This window comes from Kitasatospora phosalacinea (genome assembly GCF_000717185.1).
GTDB classification, from domain to species: Bacteria; Actinomycetota; Actinomycetes; order Streptomycetales; family Streptomycetaceae; genus Kitasatospora; species Kitasatospora phosalacinea_A.
This window is the reverse complement of sequence record NZ_JNYE01000001.1, coordinates 36,487-58,262: the sequence shown is the minus strand read 5'-3', so window position 1 is coordinate 58,262 and position 21,776 is coordinate 36,487. Positions and strand designations below refer to the sequence as shown.

General features: G+C 74.7%; 21 protein-coding genes. 6 read left to right on the top strand and 15 right to left on the bottom strand.

From position 1 onward, the window contains the following. Positions 1–28 precede the first annotated feature (28 nt). Together OO57_RS00265 and OO57_RS00260 are read right to left on the bottom strand one after the other, a co-directional pair. A complete protein-coding gene (locus OO57_RS00265; protein WP_033250151.1) occupies positions 29–1,654 on the bottom strand; it encodes an LCP family protein in 1,626 nt (541 codons plus the stop codon). A gap of 195 nt (positions 1,655–1,849) precedes the next feature. Further along, entirely contained in the window at positions 1,850–2,413 is a 564-nt protein-coding gene (locus OO57_RS00260) for a MarR family winged helix-turn-helix transcriptional regulator (protein WP_063737462.1), read from the bottom strand. A gap of 91 nt (positions 2,414–2,504) precedes the next feature. Here OO57_RS00260 and OO57_RS00255 point away from each other — a divergent pair, with 91 nt between their 5' ends. Next, positions 2,505–3,527: an NADP-dependent oxidoreductase gene (locus OO57_RS00255; protein WP_033250150.1), complete on the top strand. Its 1,023-nt coding sequence runs from the start codon at positions 2,505–2,507 to the stop codon at positions 3,525–3,527. 285 nt (positions 3,528–3,812) lie between these two features. Beyond that, the gene (locus OO57_RS00250; protein ID WP_033250149.1) at positions 3,813–4,307 is read left to right on the top strand and encodes a DUF3145 domain-containing protein; all 495 of its coding nucleotides are present in this window, start codon (positions 3,813–3,815) and stop codon (positions 4,305–4,307) included. A gap of 60 nt (positions 4,308–4,367) precedes the next feature. On the opposite strand, the gene fabF is transcribed toward OO57_RS00250, so the two are convergent. The 5 genes from fabF to OO57_RS00225 form a co-directional block, all read right to left on the bottom strand. Then, positions 4,368–5,636 carry a beta-ketoacyl-ACP synthase II gene (fabF, locus tag OO57_RS00245; protein WP_033250148.1) on the bottom strand — a complete coding sequence of 423 codons (1,269 nt, stop codon included), beginning with the start codon at positions 5,634–5,636 and terminating at the stop codon, positions 4,368–4,370. Positions 5,637–5,743: 107 nt separating this feature from the next. Further along, positions 5,744–5,986: an acyl carrier protein gene (locus OO57_RS00240; RefSeq protein WP_033250147.1), complete on the bottom strand. Its 243-nt coding sequence runs from the start codon at positions 5,984–5,986 to the stop codon at positions 5,744–5,746. Positions 5,987–6,068: 82 nt separating this feature from the next. After that, positions 6,069–7,097, bottom strand: coding sequence for a beta-ketoacyl-ACP synthase III (locus tag OO57_RS00235; RefSeq protein ID WP_033250146.1), 1,029 nt, complete (start codon positions 7,095–7,097; stop codon positions 6,069–6,071). Next, entirely contained in the window at positions 7,094–8,032 is a 939-nt protein-coding gene (locus OO57_RS00230; protein WP_033250145.1) for an ACP S-malonyltransferase, read from the bottom strand. Before OO57_RS00230 ends, OO57_RS00235 begins: the two co-directional genes overlap by 4 nt. A gap of 90 nt (positions 8,033–8,122) precedes the next feature. Beyond that, positions 8,123–9,319 carry a PucR family transcriptional regulator gene (locus OO57_RS00225; RefSeq protein WP_051733198.1) on the bottom strand — a complete coding sequence of 399 codons (1,197 nt, stop codon included), beginning with the start codon at positions 9,317–9,319 and terminating at the stop codon, positions 8,123–8,125. Between the two features lie 262 nt (positions 9,320–9,581). On the opposite strand from OO57_RS00225, the gene OO57_RS00220 reads away from it, so the two are divergent. Beyond that, positions 9,582–10,412, top strand: coding sequence for a pirin family protein (locus OO57_RS00220; protein ID WP_234337167.1), 831 nt, complete (start codon positions 9,582–9,584; stop codon positions 10,410–10,412). 146 nt (positions 10,413–10,558) lie between these two features. Here the strand turns inward: OO57_RS00220 and OO57_RS00215 are convergent, their stop codons facing one another. Beyond that, positions 10,559–11,389 carry a serine hydrolase domain-containing protein gene (locus OO57_RS00215; RefSeq protein ID WP_033250144.1) on the bottom strand — a complete coding sequence of 277 codons (831 nt, stop codon included), beginning with the start codon at positions 11,387–11,389 and terminating at the stop codon, positions 10,559–10,561. Between the two features lie 119 nt (positions 11,390–11,508). Between OO57_RS00215 and OO57_RS00210 the strand changes: the two genes are divergently transcribed. Together OO57_RS00210 and OO57_RS00205 are read left to right on the top strand one after the other, a co-directional pair. Then, positions 11,509–12,003, top strand: a complete 495-nt coding sequence (locus OO57_RS00210) for a MerR family transcriptional regulator (RefSeq protein ID WP_081973370.1) — start codon at positions 11,509–11,511, stop codon at positions 12,001–12,003. Beyond that, entirely contained in the window at positions 12,000–13,019 is a 1,020-nt protein-coding gene (locus tag OO57_RS00205) for an aldo/keto reductase (protein ID WP_033250143.1), read from the top strand. Before OO57_RS00210 ends, OO57_RS00205 begins: the two co-directional genes overlap by 4 nt. A gap of 16 nt (positions 13,020–13,035) precedes the next feature. On the opposite strand, the gene OO57_RS00200 is transcribed toward OO57_RS00205, so the two are convergent. The 7 genes from OO57_RS00200 to OO57_RS00170 form a co-directional block, all read right to left on the bottom strand. Then, entirely contained in the window at positions 13,036–14,226 is a 1,191-nt protein-coding gene (locus tag OO57_RS00200; RefSeq protein ID WP_033250142.1) for an alpha/beta hydrolase, read from the bottom strand. A 144-nt stretch (positions 14,227–14,370) separates the two neighbouring features. Next, a complete protein-coding gene (locus OO57_RS00195) occupies positions 14,371–14,706 on the bottom strand; it encodes an MmcQ/YjbR family DNA-binding protein (RefSeq protein WP_033250141.1) in 336 nt (111 codons plus the stop codon). A gap of 79 nt (positions 14,707–14,785) precedes the next feature. Then, positions 14,786–16,000 carry an acyltransferase family protein gene (locus OO57_RS00190; RefSeq protein ID WP_033250140.1) on the bottom strand — a complete coding sequence of 405 codons (1,215 nt, stop codon included), beginning with the start codon at positions 15,998–16,000 and terminating at the stop codon, positions 14,786–14,788. A gap of 29 nt (positions 16,001–16,029) precedes the next feature. After that, entirely contained in the window at positions 16,030–17,142 is a 1,113-nt protein-coding gene (locus OO57_RS00185) for an alpha/beta hydrolase (RefSeq protein ID WP_063737460.1), read from the bottom strand. A gap of 167 nt (positions 17,143–17,309) precedes the next feature. Further along, on the bottom strand, positions 17,310–17,987 hold the full coding sequence (locus tag OO57_RS00180) for a response regulator (RefSeq protein WP_033250138.1): 678 nt from the start codon (positions 17,985–17,987) through the stop codon (positions 17,310–17,312). Then, a complete protein-coding gene (locus OO57_RS00175) occupies positions 17,984–19,264 on the bottom strand; it encodes a sensor histidine kinase (RefSeq protein ID WP_051776268.1) in 1,281 nt (426 codons plus the stop codon). Before OO57_RS00175 ends, OO57_RS00180 begins: the two co-directional genes overlap by 4 nt. Positions 19,265–19,342: 78 nt before the next feature. Next, positions 19,343–19,996 carry a TetR/AcrR family transcriptional regulator gene (locus OO57_RS00170; RefSeq protein WP_033250137.1) on the bottom strand — a complete coding sequence of 218 codons (654 nt, stop codon included), beginning with the start codon at positions 19,994–19,996 and terminating at the stop codon, positions 19,343–19,345. Between the two features lie 205 nt (positions 19,997–20,201). On the opposite strand from OO57_RS00170, the gene OO57_RS00165 reads away from it, so the two are divergent. Continuing rightward, positions 20,202–21,770: an MFS transporter gene (locus tag OO57_RS00165; RefSeq protein WP_033250136.1), complete on the top strand. Its 1,569-nt coding sequence runs from the start codon at positions 20,202–20,204 to the stop codon at positions 21,768–21,770. Positions 21,771–21,776 lie beyond the last annotated feature (6 nt).

The window sequence follows — 21,776 nt, the reverse complement described above, 5'->3', positions numbered from 1 at the left end:
ACCGGCGGCCCCCGGGCCCGGCGGCGGGTCAGCCGAAGCTGAGGTCGTTGCAGAGGTCGGTGTCGGCGGGCCGGGTGTTGTCGGCGATGCCGGACGGGATGCTGGAGGGGAGGGCACCGGGGGAGGCGCTGCGGCCGGCCCCCGCGCCCGCGGCCCCCGCCCCGTTCAGGGCGTCGAGGGCGTCGGGGGCGTCGAGCGCGTCGGGGGTGTCGGCGAGGGCGCGGTCCTGGCCGAGGGTGAGGACGATGCCGTCGACGTCGGCGGCGGAGCGCAGTTCGGCGCCGGGGTAGAGCTGGGCGAGGCGTTCGGCGGCGGCCCGCCGGGAGGGGGCGTACTCGATCAGGGTGGTGCGGCGGGTCGGGGTGTCGGCGCCGATGGTGATGTCGGTGTAGCCGTTGCCGCGCAGGGCGAGCGCGGTGCGCCCGGCCAGGCCGCCCGACTTGGCGGCGTTGTGCACGGTGACGGGCGCGTCGAGCAGGGCGCGGTCGGAACTGCCGGTGGCGCCCCCGGTGGCAGTGGCGCTGCCGGTGCCGGTGGCGGTGGCCGAGGGGGAGGCGCCGGGGCTCGGGCTCGTGCTCGGGACGGCGCCGGTGCCGGTACCGGTGCCGACGCCGGTGTCGGTGGTGCGGCCGTCGAGGGTGCGGTCCTGGCTCAGCAGGTTCCACAGGATGCTCGCGTCGGGTTCGACCACGGCGACGCGGGCGCCCTGGAAGCGCCAGGGGAGGGTGACGAACTGGATGTCGGAGAGCCGGATGTCCTGCAGGGACTGGGCGAACTCGGCGAGCTTGTAGGGGGATCCGAGCTCGGGGTCGACGGTGAGCGACCTGGTGGCGGCGTCGGCCAGCGGCAGCAGGGTGGTCAGGCCGAAGCCTTGGTCCTGCACCTTCTTGATCAGCGAGGACATGAACGCCTGCTGGCGGCGCATCCGGCCGATGTCGGAGCTGTCGCCGAGCCCGTACCGGGCCCGGACGTAGTCCACGGCCTGCTGGCCGGAGACGGTCTGCCGGCCCTGGACGAGGTGGATGCCGTGCGAGTCCACGTCGTTGGGGACGCAGACGTCCACGCCGCCGACGGCGCTGGTGATGGCCGCGAAGCCCTTGAAGTCGACGACCAGGGTGTGGTCGACCCGCAGCCCGGTCAGGGTCTCCACGGTGTTCTGCGTGCAGGCCGGGTTGCCGTGCTCGAACTCGCCGACGGTGAAGGCGGAGTTGAACATCTGGTTGGGCCGCTCGCTGGTCCACCTGCCGTCCGCGAGGCGGCAGGGGGGGACGGTGACCAGGGTGTCGCGCGGGATCGACACGCCGACCGCGTGCTTGTGGTCGGCGTACACGTGCAGCAGGATCGCGGTGTCGGAGTGGCCCACGCCCGCGTCGCCGCCGCCCAGCGAGTTGTTGCCGTCGTCACGGGTGTCGGAGCCGAGCAGCAGGATGTTGACGGGCCGTCCGCCGGTGGGCGCGGGCGTGGCGGCCGGGGGGCGACTGGAGGCGATGCCCTCGGGCGCGAAGGTCGTGATGTTGCGGTCCAGCCGCTGGTAGTACCAGGCGCCCGTGCCGGCCGCGGCGACGACCAGTGCGGCGGCGGTCGCTCCGAGGGCCCGGGCTATTCGGCGGCCGCGGGAGCGGGTCGGGGCGGCGTCCTGCGTGGCGTCGGTCATCGGTCGGGTGTCTCTCTGCGCGCAGCGGGAACTGGTGCCCGGGGGCAGGCACTGAACCGACCCGCCGCACTGCGGATCGGTACTCGTCACTACTTGGACGGTTCGGCGCACGGAATGGTTACAAGCGAACCATCTTTTTCGAGAGTTTCTTCGAGTCGGGCCGCGGAAGGGCCGGAGGCCGGTGCCGACGCCGGTTCAGCCGGTCTTCGCGGCACCGCCGGCGCCGCCGGAGCCGGGGCCGGGGCCACCCGTGCCGGGGCCGGAGCCCGGGCCCGAGCCACCCGGGCCGGAGCCGCCGCCGGTGGAGTCGAGCATCCGCCGCAGCAGGTCGCGCAGTTGGGCGCGCTCCCCGCCCTCCAGGGCGGCCAGCGGCTCGCGGGCGAAGTTCAGCGACTCGCGCAGTTCGGTGGAGGCGGAGCGCCCGGCGTCGGTGGCGACGACCAGCTTGACCCGGCGGTCCTGCGGGTCGGACTCGCGGGTGACGAAGCCGCGCCCCTCCAGCCGGTCGACGATGCCGGTGATGTTGGAGGGCTCGCAGGAGAGGGTCTGCGCGATGTGCCGCATCGGCATCGGCCCGCGCCGCAGCAGCGCCAGCACCTTGGCCTGGGCGCCGGTGAGCGAGCGGGCGGCCGCGGCCTCCTCGTACTCGCGGTGGAAGAGCCCGACCAGGCGCGCCATCAGGTCGACGACCTCCAGCGTGATCGGGTCGACAGTCGGTGCCTGCTCCTCCGCCATGACCTGCTCCTCCTGCTGCGCCATGCTCCCGAGTCTAACTGAACATTTGACAACATGAACCTTTCATCCACACGATTGCTTTAGGCAGTGAATATTTCACTATGAGGAGTATGTGATGGCAGCAGAGCAGGACGTCCCCGCCACCGGCCGCGAGTGGCACCTGGCCGCCCGCCCGCAGGGCTGGCCCGCCCCGGCGGACTTCGCCCTGGTCGAGGCCCCCGTCCGGCGCCCCGCCCCGGGCCAGGTCACGGTGCGCAACGCCTACCTCTCCGTCGACCCCTACATGCGCGGCCGGATGAACGACGTGAAGTCCTACGTCCCCCCGTACGCGCTCGGCGCGCCGATGGACGGCGGGGCGGTCGGGTACGTGGTGGCCTCCGCGGCGGAGGGCCTCGCGGTCGGGGACGCCGTGCTGCACGGGCAGGGCTGGCGCGAGTACGCCACGCTGGACGCCGCGCACGCGGTGAAGGTCGACCCGGAGCTCGCCCCGCTCTCCGCCTACCTGGGCGTCCTCGGGATGCCCGGCCTGACCGCGTACGCCGGGCTGCTGGAGGTCGCCTCGTTCAAGGAGGGCGACACGGTCTTCGTCTCCGGCGCGGCCGGGGCGGTCGGTTCGCTGGTCGGCCAGATCGCCCGGCTCAAGGGCGCGAAGCGGGTCGTCGGCTCGGCCGGCTCCGCGGAGAAGGTCGCCGTCCTGGTCGAGGAGTACGGCTTCGACGCCGCCTTCGACTACAAGGCGGGCCCGGTCGCCGGGCAGCTCGCCGAGGCCGCCCCCGAGGGCATCGACGTGTACTTCGACAACGTCGGCGGCGAGCACCTGGAGGCCGCGATCGGCGCGCTCAACGCGCACGGCCGGGTCACCCTGTGCGGGGCCATCGCCCAGTACAACGACACCGCCGCCCCCACCGGGCCGCGCAACCTGGCGCTCGCCATCGGCAAGCGGCTGCGCCTCCAGGGCATGATCGTCGGCGACCACGCCGCGCTGCGCGGGCAGTTCTTCGCCGAGGTCGGCGGCTGGCTGCGCAGCGGCGAGCTGCGCTCCGACGAGACCGTGGTCGAGGGCGTGGAGAACGCCGTCGAGGCGTTCCTCGGCATGCTGCGCGGCGCGAACACCGGGAAGATGGTCGTCAAGGTCTGACCCCCCGCCGCCTGGCGCCCCGTCAGTCCGCCCCCGCCGGAGTGCGATCCCCGGCGGGGGCGCACGCGTGCGGCCGTTCGGGGGAGGTGGGTGCCGTGGGGGTAGACCTCTCGGAGGAACCGACTAGCATGGGGGGAAAGCTTGTCCGTTTTGCTCGATTTGATGACCTAATGTCGAATAAGTTGAGCTTCACGGGGTAACCACTGGTCAGTACCTACCGGTACCGCCGGTGTCGGAACGAGGCAGCTGGGGAAGGCGACCCTCGTCCACAGCCAGGAGGTCCCGGTGACGACACGTGGTGTGCTCTACATCCACTCCGCGCCCCGCGCGCTGTGCCCGCACGTCGAGTGGGCGGTCGCGGGCGTGCTCGGCGTGCGGGTCAACCTCGACTGGATCAGGCAGCCCGCCGCACCGGGCCACTGGCGGTCCGAACTCTCCTGGCAGGGGGAGCCCGGCACCGCCTCCAAGCTCGCCTCCGCGCTGCGCGGCTGGCAGTTGATGCGGTACGAGGTGACCAGCGAGCCCTGCGCCACCGCGGAGGGCGAGCGGTACTCCTCCACGCCCGCGCTCGGCATCTTCCACGCCGTCACGGGCCTCCACGGCGACATCCTGATCCCCGAGGACCGGCTCCGCGCCGTCCTGCTGCGCGTCCGCAGCGAGGGCGGAGACCTGGAGGCGGAGATCGCCAAGCTGCTCGGCAAGCCCTGGGACGACGAGCTGGAGCCGTTCCGGTACGCGGGCGAGGGCGCGCCCGTGCGCTGGCTGCACCAGGTGGTCTGAACGCGTGAGGGGGCGGCGCGGGGGCCGAGCCCCCGCGCCGCCCCCCTCACGGGCGGTGCGTCAGACGGTGCGGAAGGCCAGCACCACGTTGTGGCCGCCGAAGCCGAACGAGTTGTTCAGGGCGGCGATCCGGCCGTCGACCGGCAGCTTGCGGGCCTCGTCGCGGACGATGTCGGCGTCGATGTCGTCGTCCAGGTCGACCACGTTGACGGTCGGCGGGGCGATCCGGTTGTACAGGGCGAGCACGGTGGCGACGGTCTCGATGCCGCCCGCGCCGCCGAGCAGGTGGCCGGTCATCGACTTGGTGGCGGAGACCGCCACGTGGTCGAGGTGCTCGCCCAGGGTGCGGCGCAGCGCCTTGATCTCGGCGGTGTCGCCCTGCGGGGTCGAGGTGGCGTGCGCGTTGACGTGCACGACCTCCGACCGGTCCAGGTCGTTGCGGGCGAACAGGTCGTCGATGGCGCGGGCCACGCCGGCGCCGGTCGGCTCGGGCTGGGCGATGTGGTGGGCGTCCGAGGACAGGCCCTGGCCGACGGCCTCGCAGTAGACCCGGGCGCCGCGGGCGGCCGCGTGCTCGGCGGACTCCAGCACGATCACGCCCGCGCCCTCGCCGAGGACGAAGCCGTCGCGGCCCTTGTCGTACGGGCGCGAGGCGTGCTCCGGGTCCTCGTTGTTCTTGGACATCGCCATCATGTTGGAGAAGGCGACGATCGGCAGCGGGTGGATCGCGGCCTCGGTGCCGCCCGCCACCACCACGTCGGCGCGGCCGGTGCGGATCATCTCGATCGCGTAGCCGATCGCCTCGGCGCCGGAGGCGCAGGCGGAGACGGGGGTGTGCACGCCCGCGCGGGCGCCGACCTCCAGGCCGACGTTGGCCGCCGGGGAGTTGGGCATCAGCATCGGGACGGTGTGCGGGGAGACCTTGCGGACGCCCTGCTCCTTGAGCACGTCGTACTGGTCGAGCAGGGTGGTGACGCCGCCGATGCCGGAGGCGATGACCGCGCCCAGGCGCTCGGGGGCCAGCGGGTTGGCCTCGTCGGTGGCCGGGGCCTCGTAGCCCGCGTCCTTCCAGGCCTCGCGGGCGGCGATCAGCGCGAACTGCGCCGAGCGGTCCAGCTTGCGGGCCAGCGGACGGGGCAGGATCTCGCCGGGCTCGACGGCGACCCGGGCGGCGATCCGGACGGGCAGGTCGGCCGCCCAGTCCTCGGTGAGGGCGCGGACCCCGGACTTGCCGGCCAGCAGACCCTCCCAGAAAGTGGCGGCGTCGCCGCCCAGCGGCGTGAAGGCGCCGATACCCGTGACGACCACGGTGCGGTTTTCAGCAGTCACTGGTTTCTTCTTCTCTCACATCTGAGGGGAGGACCGGAGGGCCGGAGGGGGAAGGGGTCCGGTCGGGGCGCGCCGGGCGCGCCCCGACCGGGCGGTCTGACGGCAGGTCAGGCGTTGGCGACGATGAAGTCCACCGCGTCGCCGACGGTCTTGAGGTTCTTGACCTCGTCGTCCGGGATCTTCGCGCCGAAGCGCTCCTCGGCGGCGACGACGACCTCGACCATGGACAGCGAGTCGACGTCCAGGTCGTCGGTGAAGGACTTGTCGAGAGCGACGTCCTCGGTGGGGATGCCGGCGATCTCGTTCACGATCTCGGCGAGACCTTCGAGAACCTCTTCGCGGGTAGCCATGTCGGCTGCTCCTTCTCGGTGTTGACAGCGTGCGGTCCGGCGGACCGACGCGGGTTTCCAGGGGTGGGGCGGGGAAAAACGCCTAGGGGAGCGTAACGACTGCGGCGGCGTAGACCAGACCCGCCCCGAAGCCGATGATCAGCGCCAGGTCGCCGCTCTTGGCCTCGCCGCGTTCCAGCATCCGCTCCATGGCGAGCGGAATGGACGCGGCGGAGGTGTTGCCGGTCTCCGCGATGTCGCGGGCCACCGGGACGTTCGGGGGCAGGTCCAGCTTCTTGACCATGGCGTCGATGATGCGCATGTTGGCCTGGTGCGGGATGAACGCACCGAGCTGGTCGGCGGTGATCCCGGCGGCCTCCAGGGCCTGCTCGGCGACCTTCGCCATGTCGTACACCGCCCAGCGGAAGACCGTCTGGCCCTCCATCCGCAGGGCCGGCCACTTGGTCTCCTCGCCGGCGCCGTTGACGGCGTCCGGCTTGGCGAACGCGGTGTCCCAGGCCTGGGTCTGCGAGATCACCTCGGCCTGCGAGCCGTCCGAACCCCAGACGACCTTGCCGATGCCGGGGGCCTCGGACGGGCCGACGACCGCGGCGCCCGCGCCGTCGCCGAAGATGAACGCGGTCGACCGGTCGGTGACGTCCGTCAGGTCGGACAGCCGCTCCACGCCGATCACCAGCACGTACTCGGCGCTGCCGCCGCGCACCATGCCGTCGGCCAGGCCCAGGCCGTAGCCGAAGCCCGCGCAGGCGGCCGAGATGTCGAACGCCGGGGCGGTGCCGCAGCCGAGCCGCTGGGCGATCTCGGTGGCGATCGCCGGGGTCTGCTTCAGGTGCGAGACCGTCGCGACGATGACGCCGCCGATCTGCTCCGGGCGGATCCCGGCCATCGCGATCGCCTTGCCGGCCGCCTGCACCGACATCTCGGCGACGGTCTCCTCCGGCCCGGCCCAGCGGCGCTCGGCGATGCCGGAACGGGTGCGGATCCACTCGTCCGAGGAGTCGATCCAGTTCAGCACCTCGGAGTTGGGGATCACCCGGGTCGGCCGGTAGCCGCCCACGCCGTGGATGCGGGAGTACTGGGCGCCGGTGACCGGCTTGATGGTCGGACTCATGCGGTCGCCTCCTGGCTGCCGTGCTCGGCCACGAGTGCGCGGGCCTTGTCGAGATCGGCGGGGGTCTTCAGGGCCAGCGTGGCGACACCCTTGACGTTGCGCTTGACCAGGTTGGTGAGGGTTCCGGCGGGGGACAGCTCGATCACGGCGGTCGCGCCGAGCCGCTGCAGGGTCTCCATGCACAGGTCCCAGCGGACCGGGTTGGACACCTGCGAGACCAGGCGGGCGAGCACCTCGGCGCCGGAGCCGACCACCTCGCCGTCCCGGTTCGAGAGGTACGCGACGGCCGGGTCGGCGACCGTCAGGGTCGGCGCCAGCTTCTCCAGCCGGGCCACGCCCGGGGCCATGTGCGCGGTGTGGAACGCGCCCGCGACCTTCAGCGCGATCAGCCGCGCGCCGGCCGGCGGGTCCGCCTTCAGCGCGTCGAGCTGCTCCAGCGTGCCGGCCGCGACCAGCTGGCCGCCGCCGTTGTTGTTCGCCGCGGTCACGCCGTGCTCGGCGAGCTTCGCGAGCACCGCCTCCGGGTCGCCGCCGAGCACCGCGACCATGCCGGTCGCGGTCGCCGCGGCGGCCTCCGCCATGCCCAGGCTGCGCTCGCGGACGAAGCCCAGCGCGTCCTCCTCGGACAGCACCCCGGCCAGCGCCGCGGCGGTGATCTCGCCGACGCTGTGGCCCGCCACCGCGCCGACCGCACCGGCCACGCCCTGCGGGAACAGCGCCGCGGCGGTCACCAGGCCGGCGGCCACCAGCAGCGGCTGCGCGACGGCGGTGTCCTTGATCTCCTCCTCGGAGGCCCCGGTGCCGGCGTGCACCAGGTCGAGGCCGGCCGTCGCCGACCACCGGTGCAGCCGGTCGGCGGCACCGTCCAGTTCGAGCCAGGGGTTGAGGAAGCCGGGGGTCTGGGCACCCTGTCCAGGGGCGACGATAACGAGCACGGTTCAACCCTCTCTCGCCGGACGCCCGCGGGCGGGTAGGCGACGATGACGAAGAAAAGCACGTCGGCTTGTGGATTCCCTACAGTCCGCTCAGCCCTGGTCGGGCCCGGAGCCGAGACGCCCCAGAGCAAGGGCGATGCGCAGGGTGAAGGCCGAACGCACGTCTGACGGAGCATAGCCGGTGACGTCTGTCACACGACGCAGCCGGTAGCGCACGGTGTTCGGGTGGACGAAGAGCATCCGGGCCGCCCCCTCCAGCGAGGACGCCTGCTCCAGGTAGACGCTCAGCGTCTCCAGGAGCGCCGAACCGGCCTCCTCCAGGGGTGTGTAGATCTCCTCCACCAACTGGCGGCGCGCCACCTCGTCGCCCGCCAGCGCCCGTTCCGGCAGCAGGTCGTCGGCCAGCACCGGGCGGGGGGCGTCCGGCCAGGCCGCGCACGCCTTCAGGCCCTGCGCCGCGGCGTGCGCCGAGCGGGTCGCCGACAGCAGGTCGCCGACCGTCGGGCCGACCACCACCGGGCCCGGCGCGAACTGGCCGATCAGCGCCCGGGCCGCGTGCACCGGCTCCTTGTCCCCGCCGACCACCACCACCAGGCGGCGGCCCAGCACCCCCGTCAGCACGTGCAGCTTCGCGTACCGGGCGGCGCGCCGGATCGCCTCCACCACCAGCTCGCTGTCCCCGTCCGGGGCGCTGCCCATCACCACCCGCACCTGGCTCGGCTGGCCCCAGCCCAGCGCCGCCGCCCGCGACAGCACGCCCTCGTCGGCGTCCCCGGACAGCAGCGAGTTCACCACCAGCGCCTCCAGCCGGGCGTCCCACGCGCCGCGCGCCTCGGCGGCCTGCGCGTACACCTGCGCGGTGGCGAACGCGATCTCCCGGGCGTAGACCAGCACCGACTCGCGCATCCCCGCCTCGTCGCCGGGCGCGGCCACCTCCTCGATGGCCTCCTCCATCACCTCGATGGTGGTGCGGATCAGCTCCACGGTCTGCCGCAGCGTGATCGCCCGGGTCAACTCCCGCGGGGCGGTGCCGAACACGTCCGTGGAGATCGCCTGCGAGGCCTCCGGGCGCCGGTACCACTCGGTGAACGCCGCGATGCCCGCCTGCGCGACCAGGCCGATCCACGAGCGGTGCTCGGGCGGCATCCGCCGGTACCAGGCCAACTGGTCGTCCATCCGGGCGATCGCCGCGGACGCCAGCTTCCCCGCCGACTTCTCCAGCCGCTTCAGCGTCGCCGCCCGCAACTCCGCCCGCTCGGCCGCCAACCGGCGCTCCTCGGCCGTCATCCGGCCCCGGCCGGGCACCGCGGCGGGACGCCCCGGAGCGGACGGGCGCTTGGCGGGCTTCTTCTCCTGGGCCTTCTCCGCGGACCGCTCCGGGCCGGAGCGGTCCGGGCCGGAGCGCTCCTCGGACGAACGGTCGGAGGACTTGTCGGGTTTCGCTGAAGCGGATGGCACGGCACTAGCCTGCCTCACGCCGACGGGTGCTCGTGCACACCCGGCCCGATGTCGTCCGGTGGCCCCCGTCACACCGGCTACCGTGGTGCCCGTGAGCGTGGAAACTCCGCCCCCCGACGGGCACGCACCCGAAACCGCCGTACCGGCGCCCGGCCCGGCCCGGAAGGAGCGCGGCCGCGCCGACCTCCGGCGCACCGCCGAGCGCTACCTGTCGGAACCCGCCGAAGGCGTCACCACCCGGCACGCCTTCTCCTTCTCCGGCCACTACGACCCGAAGAACACCTCCTTCGGCGCGCTGCTCGCCTGCAACGAGGAGACCCTCGCCCCCGGCGCCGGGTACGAGGCCCACCGGCACAGCGAGACCGAGATCGTCACCTGGGTCGTCTCCGGTGCCCTCGCCCACCGCGACGACGCCGGCCACGCGAGCGTCGTGCGGCGCGGCACGGTGCAGGTGCAGTCCACCGGGACGGGCATCACCCACACCGAGCGCAACCCCGGCGGCGCCACCGAACCCGTCACCTTCGTCCAGATGTGGCTCCAGCCCGACCGGTACGGCGCCGCCCCCGGCTTCGGCCTCGCGCCCGTCCCCGACGGGGACGGGCTCACCCTGCTCGCCTCGGGCCGGCCGGCGGACGAGGGGCGGGCGCTGCGGCTGCGGCGCAGTGACGCGGCGCTGTGGCTGGTCCGGGCCCCCGCGTGGACGCCGCTGCCCGAGCTGCCCGCCGCCCCCTACCGCTACGTCCACGTCGTCGCCGGGTCGGTCGGCTACCGCACCGTCCCCGGCCCGCAGGGCGGCGGGCGCTCGGCGGGCCCGGGCGACTCCGTCCGCATCACGGGGGACGCGTTCGCGGACCCGACGGCGGGGGAGGACGGGGTCGAGCTGCTGCTCTGGGAGATGCACACGCCCGTGCAGTACGGCTGAGAGAGGGGGCGACCAGGGGCGCGTGGAACTGCGCGCGGCGGGAGGTGCACGTCAGCAAGGTCGCGGGGCGGGCGGTGAGTTGACGTCACCTCGCGATCTTGCGGCGGGTGCCCGGTTGCCCGCGCCCCTGGTTCCCGCGCTCCGCGCTACGCGTTCTCGGCGAGGACCGCGTCGGAGAGTTGCGGCCAGACCTCGGCGGCCCAGGGGCCGAAGTCGCGGTCGGTGAGGGCGATGCAGGCGAGGTCGGCGGCGGGGTCGACCCAGAGGAAGGTGCCGGACTGGCCGAAGTGGCCGAAGGTGGCGGGGGAGTTGGCGGTGCCGGTCCAGTGCGGGGCCTTGTGGTCGCGGATCTCGAAGCCGAGGCCCCAGTCGTTGGGGCGGCGGTGGCCGAACCCGGGCAGGACGCCGCTGGTGCCGGGGAAGGCGACCTCGCGGGTCGCGGCCCGCAGGGTGGCCGGGTCGAGCAGCTCGGGCGACTGCAGTTCGGCGGCGAAGCGGGTGAGGTCGGCGACGGTGGAGAGGCCGCCCGCGCCCGCGGGGGCGCGGTGGGCGGTGTTGACCAGGGTGGCGTGCATGCCGAGCGGCTGGAAGACGGCCTCGGCGGCGTACTGGTCGAAGCGGATGCCGGAGGCGTTCTCCAGGGCGGCCGCGAGCACGTCGAAGCCGGCGTTGGAGTAGAGCCGCCGGCTGCCGGGCCCGGCCATCACCCGGTGCTCGTCGAAGGCCAGGCCGGAGGTGTGGGCGAGCAGGTGGCGGACGGTGGAGCCGTCGGGGCCGGCCGGGTCGTCGAGCTCGAAGACGCCCTCCTCGACGGCGACCAGCACGGCGTACGCGCTGAGCAGCTTGGTCACCGAGGCGAGCGGGAACAGGTGGTCCTGCGGGCCGTGCGCGCCGAGCAGCGCGCCGTCGCTCCCGCGGACCACCGCCGCCGCGGCGTGGGGTACCGGCCAGTCCTCGATCATCCGCAAGCTCTGCATGGGCGGCACTCTATCCAGTGGGCCCGCCCCGGGGCGGGCGGTGGCGTGCCGGGCTTGCTTGGAGTGCGCTCCAACTCGGTAGCGTCGTCGTTGTCGTCGAGACGGGGGAGCGGAGGACCATGGCAGAGCCCGAGCAGGGGACGGCGGAGTGCGTGCGGGCGATCGGGGGTCCGGTCGGCGCAGCCGACCTGGCGGCCCGGCACAGCATCGGCGAGGTGGCCGCCGCCAGCGGCCTGTCCGCGCACACGCTGCGCTGGTACGAGCGGATCGGCCTGCTGGAGCCGGTCGACCGCTCGCACGCCGGGCAGCGCCGCTACAGCGACGCCGACCTGGCCCGGCTGGCGTTCCTGACCAAGCTGCGGCTGACCGGCATGCCGGTGGCCGACATGGTCCGGTACGTGGAGCTGCTGCGGGCCGGGGACGGGACGCGGGCCGAGCGGCGGGAGCTGCTGGTCGCGCACCGCGAGGAGGTGCGGCAGCGGCTCGCCGACCTGCACGCCACGCTCGCCGTGATCGACCTGAAGATCGACCACTACGGCACGCCGCCCCTCCCGGCCGACGGCACCGGGGAGACCAGGGACCAGCACTCCGCACAGGACAGGAAGAGCGCATGAGCGACAGCACCATCGAGACCACCCGGCTCGGCACCGACGGCCCGCTCGTGGGCGTGCAGGGCCTGGGCTGCATGGGGATGAGCGAGTTCTACGGCCCGACCGACACCGGGGAGGCGCTGGCCACCCTGGAGCGGGCGCTGGAGCTGGGCGTCACCCTCTTCGACACCGCCGACGTCTACGGCTCGGGCGCCAACGAGGAGCTGATCGGCCCGTTCGTCCGGGCGCACCGCGAGCAGGTCGTGCTGGCCACCAAGTTCGCCATCGAGCGGCGCGCCGACGACCCCGCGTACCGGGGCGTCAACAACGACCCGGCGTACGTCCGCAAGGCGGTGGACGCCTCGCTGCGCCGCCTCGGCGTCGACGTGATCGACCTCTACTACATGCACCGCCGTGACCCGGACGTGCCGCTGGCCGAGTCGGTGGGCGCGATGGCGGAGCTGGTCGCGGCCGGGAAGGTCCGGCACCTGGGCCTGTCCGAGGTGACCGGGCCGGAGCTGCGGGAGGCGCACGCGGTGCACCCGATCGCGGCGCTGCAGTCCGAGTGGTCGGTCTTCGCCCGGGGCGTGGAGCGCAGCGCCGTCCCCGCCGCGGCCGAACTGGGCGTGGCGCTGGTGCCGTACTCGCCGCTCGGCCGGGGCTTCCTGACCGGGGCGTTCGTCGACGCCGGGCAGCTGGACGCGGGCGACTTCCGCCGCAACCTGCCGCAGTTCACCGGCGAGAACGCCGCCGGGAACGCCGAACTGGTCGCCCCGATCCGGAAGGTCGCCGAGCAGCACGGCGCGACGGCCGCCCAGGTCGCGCTGGCCTGGCTGCAGCAGCGCACCGCGGCGCACGGCCTGACCGCGGTGGTGCCGATCCCCGGCACCCGCAGGCGCACCCGGCTGGAGGAGAACCTGGGCGCGACCCGGCTGGTGCTGGGCGAGGAGGAGCTGGCCGAGCTGGAGCCGATCTCCGCCCGGGTCTCCGGCGGCCGCTACGCCGACATGAGCTCCACGGCCGACGCCCGCGAGGTCTGACCCCCTCCGGGGCGCGTCAGCCCTGGCTCTCGGACGGGCCGCTGACCTCGCCGTAGTGGCCGAGCGCGATGGCGGCGAAGTTGTGCCGGCTCGCGGTGCCCTCGGCCAGGTAGCCGTTGTGGCCGCTGGCGCCCAGCGAGGAGATCGACACCGCGCCGAAGGCGTGCGTGGTCGGGTCGGCGCCGTGCCCGAGGCCGCCGACCTCCAGGTACGGCACGTTCCCGATCCAGTCGCCGGGGTTGCGGGCCGCCCACACCTGGACGCCGGTGCCCAGCTCGGCCGCCGAGTCGACGCCCATCCCGGGGCTGCCGAACGCCACCACGTCGGTGGGCTGCGCGCCGTGCAGCGAGGGCGCGGCGGTGCCGCACACCACCGAGCCGTACGAGTGGCACAGCAGCGCGGGCGGCGCGTCCGGGCGGGTGGTCTGCTCCAGGCCGGCCAGCAGCCGGGTCAGCCGGGGCGCGGCCGCCTCGGCGAGCCGGGAGGTGACCGCGTCCGGGCCGAGGCCCTGCGGGGTGACGTAGCCGGTCCAGGCGATCACCGCGGTGCGGGTGCCGGGCGCCTGGGCGCGCTCCTCGGCGTACAGGGCGCGGGCCATCCCGGCGGGGGAGCGCAGCGGGTCGGCGCTCTGGTCGAAGTGGCCGAGGTCGGCGTCCGAGCCCGGCACCAGGACGGAGACCCGCTCGGCGGTGGCCAGGTCGCCCCAGACCTCGGTGACCAGGCCGCGGCCGCGCGGGTCGAAGGCCAGCACCTGGCGGCCCTCGGCCAGCAGCCGGTCGGAGTCGTTGGCGCGGGAGACGGCCAGCGCGCGGGTGGTGGGGTCCAGGGTGGTGTCGGCGCCGCGCTGCCGGGCGCGGTCCCGCTCGGCGGTGATCGCGACCCGGTTGGCGCGGTAGCGGACGTCCAGCGGGGCGCCGTCCAGGTTGCCGACCACCAGCGGGTACTCGGCCACCAGCCGGTCCAGCTCGGCCGGGGCGAGGGAGGCGAAGAACGCGGCGACGGCCGCCGGGTCGGCGGTGGCCGGGTCCGGCAGCGGACGGCCGAGCGTCCGGTCGGCGACCCAGGCGGAGCTGCCCGCGGGCGGGGTGGTGATCGCCAACTGCTCGTTGGAGGCGGCGGCCTGCGCGGCGGCCGCACCGGCGTCCACCAGGGCGGCGCACCCGGCGAACACGCCGATCAGGATTCGCTTGACCCGCCTGCGGTGCATGGCGTCCACTCCCTCGGGCCGGTACATCGCGGCGGGACTGACCCGACGGTGCCGTGACTGCCAACTACTAGTCAGCCAGAGTAGAGGGCGGCCGACCCCGCGGGCAGCGGGCAAACAGTGTTCCCCGTCACATTCGCCCGGACGCTACCCGTCGAGCTCCGCCACCACCCGTTTCGGTGCGACCGAACGCCAGGCGTCGGTGAGCAGTTCGCGCAGTTCGTCCGCCTCCACCCCGGCCAGCCGCACCCGGACCCAGCCGAACCGGCCGGTGTACGGCGCCACCGCGTACACCCCCGGTGCGGCCGCGACCAGTTCGGCCTGCTCGGCCGGGGCGGCCTTCACGGTGGCCTCGCCCGACTCCGGCCGGCCCATCGCGAAGATCTTCCGCCCCACCCGCAGCGTCACCTGCTCCCAGGTCTCCTCCTGGTGGGTGCCCGGCAGCGCCAGGGCCATCTCGGTCAGTTCCTCGAAGCTCGCCATGGCCGCCAGGGTAGGCGCCGCCACCGACAGTTGACGGGACGTCGGGCGCCCGGCGCGGAGCCGCGCGGCCGACGGCGCGTCAGACCGAGCCCAGGGCGTACACCGCGAACAGCGCCGCGCCCGCGCCCGCCACCGCCCGCCACGTCCGGGACGGCCACGGGGCGTCGAAGCGCCGGGCCCACCGGCCGACCAGCGCCAGCACCGCGCCGAACACCGGCAGCCAGGCCAGCCGGGCCAGCACCCAGGCGCCCGAGTCGGGGGCGGTGGTCAGGCCCGGCAGCGCGCCCAGCCGCGAACCCGCCAGCGCCGTCAGGAACATCGCGCTCTGGTGCCAGCAGAAGACCGTCATCGCCCCCAGGTTGACCACCACCACCGGCAGCCACAGCAGCGGCCGCCGCAGCGCCCGGCCCAGCCGGTCCTTCAGCAGCACCGCCGCGCCGCCCTGCACCGCGGCCAGCGCCGGCACCAGCAGGGACGGCGGGTGCGAGTTGGTCCGGGCCGCGCCCGGCACGCCCACCATGCTCGCCGGGTAGTGGAACACCAGCAGCAGCACCGCGAACAGCGCCGCCCCGCCCAGCGCCAGCAGCTTCGCCCCCGCCCGGGTCAGCCGCCCGTGCGCCCAGTCCACGCCCAACTGGTACGCGAACAGCCAGCCCGGCAGCAGGTTCAGCAGGCCCAGCCAGCCCGGCACCGCGCCGCCCCACGGCCCGTACCGCAGGAAGTCCACCGCGGCGACCGCCGCCATCAGCCACGCCGCGCCCCAACCCCGGCTCCGGGCGCCGAACTTGACGCACAGCGGGGTCAGCGCGGTCAGCACCAGGTACACCGCGACGTACCAGAGCGGCTGCACCATCAGCACCGCACCCGTGCGCACCGTCCCGTCCGGCACGCCCAGCGCGCGCAGCAGCGGCACCAGCGCCGCCCACACCGCGGCCACCCCCAGCACCGGGCGCACCAGCCGCAGCACCCGGCCGCGCAGCCACGCGCCCACCGGCACCCCGCGGTCGGCCGCCCGGCGCAGCGACAGCGCCGAGGCCCGGCCGCCCACCAGGAAGAACACCCCCAGCAGCTGCAGCAGCCAGCTCAGCGGCGCCATGAACGGCAGCGCCCCCAGCGGGCTGGCGTTGTGCAGCACCCCGCCGTCGGAGCTGAACCCGCCCAGCAGCCAGTGGCCCACCGGCACGGACAGCAGGGCCACGGCGCGCAGCCCGTCCAGGGCGCGGTCGCGGGTGGCGGGGGTCTTCGCGTCGACCGTCGCCGCGGCGCGGCGCAGTCGGGTCAGGGGCGTCGGCACGGAGTTCTCCTCGGGCAGTTGACGGGAGGTCAGGCGGTGGTGGTGGCGAGGGCGAGCGCGGCGAGGGCCGCGAGGGAGGCCGAACCCGGCGCGAAGTAGCCGCTGTGGCCGTGCGAACCCGCGGACGGCAGCAGCCGGGCGCGGAAGGCGCCCGAGGTCGGGTCGGCGCCGTGGCCGAAACCGAGCAGCGAGACGTTCGGCACGTCACCGATCCAGTCCTCGGCGTTGCGGCGCACCGCCCACACCGGCACCCGCAGCTCGTCCGCCCGCTCCAGGCCCATCCCCGGCGAGGCCACCGCCACCACCCCCGCGACCAGCGCCGGGTCCGGCGCCGAGCGCCCGCACACCACCGACCCGTACGAGTGGCAGAACAGCTCGACCCGCCCGGCCACCGGCGCCAACCCCCGCACCAGCCGGTCCAGTCGGCGCGCGCCCGCCTCGGCGAGCTCCTCCCGCGCCGCGTCCACCCCCAGGCCGACCGGCGTCGTGTAGCCCGCCCACGCCACCACCGCGACCCGGTCGCCGCTCGCCGCGCGCAGCGCCCGGGCCATCCCGGCGAGCGTGTCGTACCCCGTCGCCGAGGGGCGGTCGTAGCTCGCCAGGTCGACGTCCGAGCCCGGCACCAGGACGGCCGCCCGCCCGTCGTGCTCCAGGTCGCCGAACACCTCGGCGACCTGGCCCCGCCCGCGCGGGTCGAACGCCAGCAGGCGGTGCTGCGCCAGCCCCGCGTAGCGGTCGGCGGCCGCGGCGGCCGCGGCGCGCTCCGCGGACGGCAGCGCGGCGTCCCCGGCCCGGGCCCGCTGCCGGGCCCGCTCCTCCTCGACGGCCAGCGCGTTCGCCCGCAGCCGCAGCGCCACCGGGGCGCCGTCCAGGTTCCCCACCACCTGCGGGTGGCGCACCGCCAGGGCGTCGCGCTGCGCGACCGGCAGGCCCGCGAAGAACGCGGCCACCTCCTCCGGCGAGGCCCTCCCCGGGTCGGGCAGCCGCACCCCCAGCGTGGTGTCGGCCGTCCACGCCGCCGAGCCCGGCGGCGGCCCCGTCAGCGGCGTCTGCGCGTCCGCCGACGCCCACGACCCCACCCCCAGCACCGCGGCCAGCACCAGCCCGGCCACGGCCGTCCCCCGACGCAGACGTGACAACATCCGCTCCTCCTCCGCTCGTTCGGCAACGAGGAGGAAGGTAGGAACGGGGTGGGTGCGGGGGCGTCACCCCGGGGAGCCAACCCGGGGGTCGTACCGGAGGGGTAGGCGGTGCGCCCTACTGCCCGCGGTACTGCCCGCGGTACTGCCCGCCGTTCACTGCCCGCCGTTCACTGCGCGCCGGGCTGGACCAGGCCGCTCTCGTAGGCCAGGACGACGGCCTGGGCGCGGTCGCGCAGGTCGAGCTTGGCGAGGATGCGGCCGATGTGGGTCTTGACGGTCTGCTCGGCCAGCACGAGGTGGGCGGCGATCTCCTGGTTGGAGAGGCCGCGGGCGATGAGTTCGAGGACCTCGGTCTCGCGCGGGGTGAGGCCGTTCAGGCGCAGCCGCGGGTCGCGGCGCGGCGCGGGGCGGTGGCGGGCGAAGTCGGCGATCAGGCGGCGGGTCACCGAGGGGGCGAGCAGCGCGTCGCCCGCGGCGACCACCCGGACGGCGGCGATCAGGTCGGAGGGCGGGGCGTCCTTGAGCAGGAAGCCGCTGGCCCCGGCCCGCAGCGCCTCGTACACGTAGTCGTCGACGTCGAAGGTGGTGAGCATCAGGACGCGCGGCCGGTGCACCACGCCGGGCGGCGGGTCGAGCAGGCGGCGGGCGGCCTCCAGGCCGTCCATCTCGGGCATCCGGACGTCCATCAGGACCACGTCGGGGTGGGTGCGGCCGCTGACCTCCAGGGCCTGGCGGCCGTCGGCCGCGTCGCCGACCACGTCGATGTCGCTCTGGGCGCCGAGCAGGGCGGCGAACCCGGCGCGGACCATCGCCTGGTCGTCGACGACGAGGACGCGGATCGTCATGCGGTGCTCTCCCCTGAAGCCGGGCCCGGGCCGGTGCCGTCCAACGGCAGGACGGCGCTCACCCGGTAGCCGCCGTCGGCGGTCGGGCCGGTGTCCAGGGTGCCAGCCAGCAGCCGGACGCGCTCGCGCATTCCGACGAGTCCCTGCCCGGTGCCGCCGGAGGTCTCCACGGCGGCGGCCCGGCCGGGCGGCGGGCCGTTGCGGACGCTCACGGCGAGCGCGCCGTCCGCGGGCGCGATCCGGACCTCGGCGGTGGCGCCGGGCGCGTGCCGGACGACGTTGGCCAGCGCCTCCTGGACGATCCGGTACGCGGACAGCGCGACCGCGTCCGGCACCGGGCCGAGCGCCGGCACCCCGTCCGCGACGGCGAGTTCGGCCCGCACCCCCGCCTGCCCGGCGGTGGCCAGCAGCTTCGGCAGGTCGGCCAGCCCGGGCTGCGGCGCCTTGTCGGGGGCGCCCCCGTCGGCCCGCAGCACCCCCAGCAGGCGGCGCATCTCGGCGAGCGAGCCGCGGGCCGCGGCGGCGATCTGCCCGAACTCCGCGACGGCGGCCGGGGGCAGGCCCTCGATCCGGTACGGGGCGCTGTCGGCCTGGACGGTGATCACCGACATGTGGTGGGCGACCACGTCGTGCAGCTCGCGGGCGATCCGGGCGCGCTCCTCCAGCAGGGTGCGCCGGGCCCGCTCGGTCCCGGAGATCTGCTCCTGCTCGGCGAGCAGCCGCTTGGCCTCGCCGCGCCCGCGCAGGCTCCAGCCGAGCAGCAGCACCGCCCCGGACAGCGCGGCGACCACCACCGAGGTGCCGTCGAAGTGCGCGTTGAAGGCCGTCCAGCTCAGGCTGCAGCCGAGGAAGGTGACCACCCAGACGGCGAGCAGGGTGCGGCCGCGCTCGCGGACCGCCAGCAGCACCATCAGGAACAGGTACGCCAGCAGGGTGGGGGCCGGCCACGGCCAGGGCTGGTCCGCGGCGGCGCCGTGCGTGGCGACCGCGCCGACCAGCACCGACGGCGCGACCAGCTGCCAGGCGAGCAGCGGCCTGGTCAGCCCCAGCGCCAGCGCCCCGGACTGCACCACGGCGAGCGCGGTGGCCAGCGAGGGGCCCACCCCGTAGAACCGGGTGAGCGTCACGATGCCGGTGGGCAGCAGGGAGCCGACCGCGGCCAGCACCAGCGCGTACGGGAGCGCCCGGACCCATCTCCGGCGGGCCGTCGCCAGCGGCGGGCGGTGGTCGTCGAGGGGGTCGGTGAGGGCGCGGAGGAACTCTTTCCAGGGGGTCACCGGGCCGAGGGTAGGACGGGGGCGGGCCGGTGTCCTCACCCTGCGGTAGCGCGTCCGGGGTGCTACCCGGGTAGGGGGTCAGCGCCAGGAGCCGGCCAGGGCCGGGCCCAACTGGTCGAAGTGGCGCTCGATCAGGGCCAGCATGCCGTCCATCGAGTGGCGGTGGGCGTCCGGGTCGGCGGCGTAGGCGAGGTGCGAGATCCGCACCACGGTGCCGAACACGGCGGCGAGCAGGCGGGGGCGCAGGTCGACGGCCGGGTCGAGGCCCTCGCGGTCGGCGAGGATCCGGGCGACCTCGACCTCCTGCTGGATGGAGTGCCGCAGGTGGGCGGCGAGCAGCGTCGGGGTGGACTCGATCAGCTCGAACAGCTCCAGGGCGGCCGGTCCGCTGTCCTGCCCGCGGTCGACGGCCTGCCAGACCTCGCGGACGGCGCCGCGCATCGCCTCCAGCGGGTTCTCCCCGGCCGGGCGGGCGCGCAGGAACTCCAGGAAGGCCTCCTCGGCCTCGGCCAGCACCGCGAGGGCGACCTCCTCCTTGTTGGCGAAGTACCGGAAGAAGGTGCGCTGGGAGACCTCCACCTCGGACGCGATCTCGTCCACCGTGGTGCGCCCGTAGCCGTGGCAGAGGAACAGCCGGTGGGCGGCGTCGACCAGGGCGTCCCGGGTGCGCCGCTTCTTGCGTTCGCGCAGGCCGACGGGCTGCGGGTCGGCGGCGGTGGTGGGGGTGGCCATGGTGCCAACGATAGCGCCGTGATCGTGATGTGGCACCAGGTGACAGGAGTCACCGTTTGTCGAATGTCAGAGGCTGACATAATGTTCCGCGGTGGCGGTGTCCGTCCGTCGTGGAGCTCGTGGGGACGGGCGTGAGGGCCGGGCGCCGCCGCCTTTCGTTCCAGCGCGGCCCGGCCGCACCACACGAACGGGGAAGTCCCGAGACATGAGCCAGTCCGTAGTACTCGACAAGGAAGCGGCTCCGGACGGGGGCGGGCGGCTCCGGGGGCACCCCTGGCTGACGCTGCTCACCGTCGCAGTCGGCGTCATGATGGTCGCCCTCGACGGCACCGTCGTCGCCATCGCCAACCCGGCCATCCAGCAGGACCTGCACGCCTCGCCCGCCGACATCCAGTGGGTCACCTCCGGCTACCTGCTGGCCCTCGCGGTCTTCCTGATCACCGCGGGCAAGATCGGTGACCGGTTCGGCCACAAGACCACCTTCCTGGTCGGCGCGGTCGGCTTCGCCGCCACCTCCGCCGCGATCGGCTTCGCCGGGTCGATCCAGCAGGTGATCCTCTTCCGCGTGCTGCAGGGCCTGTTCGGCGCACTGCTCCAGCCCGCCGCGCTCGGCCTGCTGCGCGGGGCCTTCCCCGCCGACAGGCTCAACATGGCCATCGGCATCTGGGGCGGCGTCATCGGCGCCTCCACCGCGGCCGGACCGATCGTCGGCGGCCTGCTGGTCGAGCACGTCAACTGGGAGTCGGTGTTCTTCATCAACATCCCGGTCGGCGTCATCGCCCTGGTCCTGGGCCTGCTGATCCTCAAGGACGTCCGGGCCGAGAACGCCGCCAAGTCCTTCGACGTCCCCGGCATCGTGCTGCTCTCCGGCGCCATGTTCATGCTGGTCTGGGGCATCATCAAGGCCCCGACCTGGGGCTGGGCGGACCCCGCCACCCTGCTGTTCCTCGGCGGCGCGCTGCTCGCCCTGGTGTTCTTCGCGGTCTGGCAGAAGTACGCCGAGGAACCGCTGATCCCGCTCTCGCTGTTCCGCTCGGTGCCGCTCTCGGCCGGCACCCTGCTGATGGTGCTGATGGCCTTCGCCTTCTTCGGCGGCATCTTCTTCGTCACCTTCTACCTGCAGAACGTGCACGGCATGGCGCCGGTCGACGCGGGCGTCCACCTGCTCCCGATGACCGGCATGATGATCGTCGGCGCGCCGGTGGCCGGCTTCCTGATCGGCAAGATCGGGCCGCGCATCCCGATCGTCGCGGGCATGCTCTTCACCACCGCCGCGATGCTCGGCATGTCCACCCTCGACATCCACTCCGGCAACGGCGCCATGGCCCTCTGGTTCGTCCTGATGGGCCTGGGCCTCAGCCCCGTCATGGTCGGCGCCACCGAGGTCATCGTCGGCAACGCCCCGCTGGAGCTGTCCGGCGTGGCGGGCGGCCTGCAGCAGGCCGCGATGCAGGTCGGCGGCAGCCTCGGCACCGCCGTCCTCGGCGCGGTGATGGCCTCCAAGGTCACCGGCGTGCTGCCCGGCAACTGGGAGGCCGCGACCGGCGGCCCGCTGCCGGTCGGCCCGGACGGCGAGCAGCTCGAGCAGGCCGCCCAGCTCGGCATCGCCCCGCCGAACGCCTCGCAGGGCGTCGCGGACGCCGTCCACTCCTCCTTCGTCAGCGGCATGGGCGTGGCCTTCGTGGTCGCCTCGATCGTCGCCCTGGCGGCGGCGGGCCTGGGCCTGCTCACCAAGCGCGGGGCGAACGACGCCGGTCCGGCCGTCCACATCTGACGCTGC